This window comes from Cupriavidus sp. WS, assembly GCF_000395345.1.
GTDB classification, from domain to species: domain Bacteria; phylum Pseudomonadota; class Gammaproteobacteria; order Burkholderiales; family Burkholderiaceae; genus Cupriavidus; species Cupriavidus basilensis_B.
The window spans coordinates 1-2,450 of the sequence record NZ_AQPL01000364.1; the positions used below are offsets into that span (position 1 = coordinate 1).

Consider the following 2,450-nt stretch of genomic DNA (forward strand, 5'->3'; position numbering starts at 1 on the left):
GCGCTCGACCACGGCGGCGTCGCCGGTGGCGATGTTGCCGCGCTGGGCGGGGCTGCCGCAGGTGGTCGGCCAGCCGGCCACGTCGAAGGATTCCTTGACCGAGAACGGGATGCCGTCCAGCGCGCCGAGCGCGCGGCCCTCGCGGCGGCGCTGGTCGCTGGCCCGCGCCGCGGCCCGCGCGGCGGGAAAGTCCGTCAGCACGATGGCGTTGATGCCGGCATGCCAGGCCTCGTAGGCGGCCTCGCACGCGTCGACCAGGTCCTCGGCGCTGACCTGGCCGCCGGCCAGCAGCTCGGCTGCCCGCCAGGCCGGCAGGAAGCGGAGGTCCGCCGGGTCGGGGTCGATGCTCGCAATGTCTTGCCGCGTCACGCTGCACTCCGTCTTGTAGACCCGCGGATGGCTGGCGCGGGTTGGGGGCTTGGGGAGGTTATGGCGAAAATCGGTATACTATATTCACAGAAATGCGAAGTGCAAGACGAATGTGGAATGCGGCGGAACGGGCCGCGTTTTGGTGCAATGCGGGATCTGGCGGCACAAAAACGGGGTTGGATGCGCGCGTGCAGGCCATCGCATGCCCCGCGATTGGGCGCGATTTCGGCTTATTTGGTATACCGTTTGACTGTGAGGTCAGCGCGGCCAGATCGGCCGGCGCCGGCACCGCAACCGCGCGGGGCGGCCGTCGTGCGTTGCCGGGCTACTACTTATTGTTCGGGGAAGGACAGGGTTTGCTGGTCCGGGCTGGCCAGTTTGCGGCGGCGCGGGCCGGCCGCCGGCGCGGTGCCGCGGTCGGAGGAGATCCGTGCCGGCGGCGCGGGCGGCTCCAGCGTGAATTGCCGCACGGGCTCCAGCGCGATGGCGCCGGCCAGCAGGTCCGCCAGCCTTGGCGCCAGGATCTGGTAGGTATCGAGGTCGAAGCGGGCCGGCCCGGCCAGCAGCGCGGGCGCCTCTTCGAGCGTGGACACCGAGCCGAGATAGCACCAGTTCTCCAGGACATGCCACCAGGAGCGCGCGCTGTCCTGCTCGCGCCATGCCACCGCGCCGGCAAACGGCCAGGGTTGCAGCGCGAGGCCGGCGAGCGCGGTCGCCATCCGTTCGCGATGATCCGCCAGCGCTTCCTCGCCGGTGCACGCGCCGCGGCAGCGGTGGAGCTGGCGGGCGAAGCAGGGCAGGCCGCGCCGGGCCGGTTTTTCCAGCGTCAGCGCCGCCTGGCAGAGTTCGTGGTCCTGCGCCAGTTCGGTCAGGCGCGCCTCGGCGCCGGCGCGGCTGGCGAACGCGCCATACAGATTGGGGTGGCGGGCGAAGTCGGTATCGCGGTCCGAGCGCAGCAGCGGCGCGCTCAGGCCCGGCGGCAGTTCCCAGGCGAACAGCGCGGCGTTCTGGCGCAGCATGCGGTTGTGCAGCGGCTGCATCTGCTTGATGAGCCGGGCTTCGAGCAGCAGCGCCCCGGTTTCGTCGCCGGTCTCGCGCCATTCGACGCGTCGCACCGCGCGGGCCAGGCGCATTTCCAGCGCGGCGCGGTGGTCGCCCGAAAAATGCGCGCCGATGCGCTGGCGCAGGTGGATGCTCTTCCCTATATAGAGCGGCAGGTCCTGGTCGCCGTAGAAGAGATAGACGCCGGGGGTGTCGGGCACGTCGTCCAGCGCGGTTTCCTCCAGGCCGGCGGGCAGGCTCGCGCGCTTGACCAGCGAGCGCACGGCGGACTCGACCAGCGCCACGCTGTACAGGCCGTGGATCTTCTGCCAGAACTGCCACAACAGCTCGGCATCGGCCAGCGCGCGGTGGCGGCCCTTGGGTTCCAGGCCGAAGCGGGCGATCAGCGCATCGAGGCCGTGGCGCGTCACCGACGGGAACAGCGAGCGCGACAGGCGCAGCGTGCACAGCACGTCGGCGCGGAAGGTGATGCCGGCGCGGCGGAACTCGTTCTTCAGGAAGCCATAGTCGAAGCGCGCGTTGTGGGCGACGAAGAGCTTGCCCTGCAACCGCTCCGCCAGGTCTTCCGCGAGATCCTCGAAGCGCGGCTGGCCCTGCACCATGACGTCGGTGATGCCGGTGAGCTGCTGGATGAAGGGCGGAATGCCGACGCCGGGCGCGACCAGCGTATCCCACTCGACAATGCCATCCGGGCCGACCTCGACCACGCCGATCTCGGTGATGCGGTCGCGGGTGGCGTCCGCGCCCGTGGTCTCCAGGTCGACGAAGACGATGGGACGGGAGAGGGCGGCGGCCAGGGCCTGCGCATCCAGGTGCCGCGGCGTGCCGGCCGGCTGGTCTGGCGGCTCGGAGGAGGAAAGGGCTTGCATCCGGCGATTCTAATGGAAGGGGCTGCGCGGCAGCGCCCGGGCCAGCGGCCGGCACCTCGGCACTTCATCACGGCGTCACAAAGAATCTTGTGGAATTTGCAGAAAACGCTTGCCAAGGCTCGATCGCGGCCTTAATATTCGCTCCCTCGC

At 70.2% G+C, this 2,450-nt stretch carries 2 protein-coding genes; both read right to left on the reverse strand.

The genetic code is table 11. The features are described 5' to 3' along the window. The coding region (locus tag K206_RS39350) for an amidase family protein (RefSeq protein ID WP_043367120.1) at positions 1–369 on the reverse strand (369 nt) is incomplete at its 3' end. Between the two features lie 332 nt (positions 370–701). Continuing rightward, positions 702–2,300: a 3'-5' exonuclease family protein gene (locus K206_RS0126490; RefSeq protein ID WP_020205397.1), complete on the reverse strand. Its 1,599-nt coding sequence runs from the start codon at positions 2,298–2,300 to the stop codon at positions 702–704. Between the last annotated feature and the right edge of the window lie 150 nt (positions 2,301–2,450).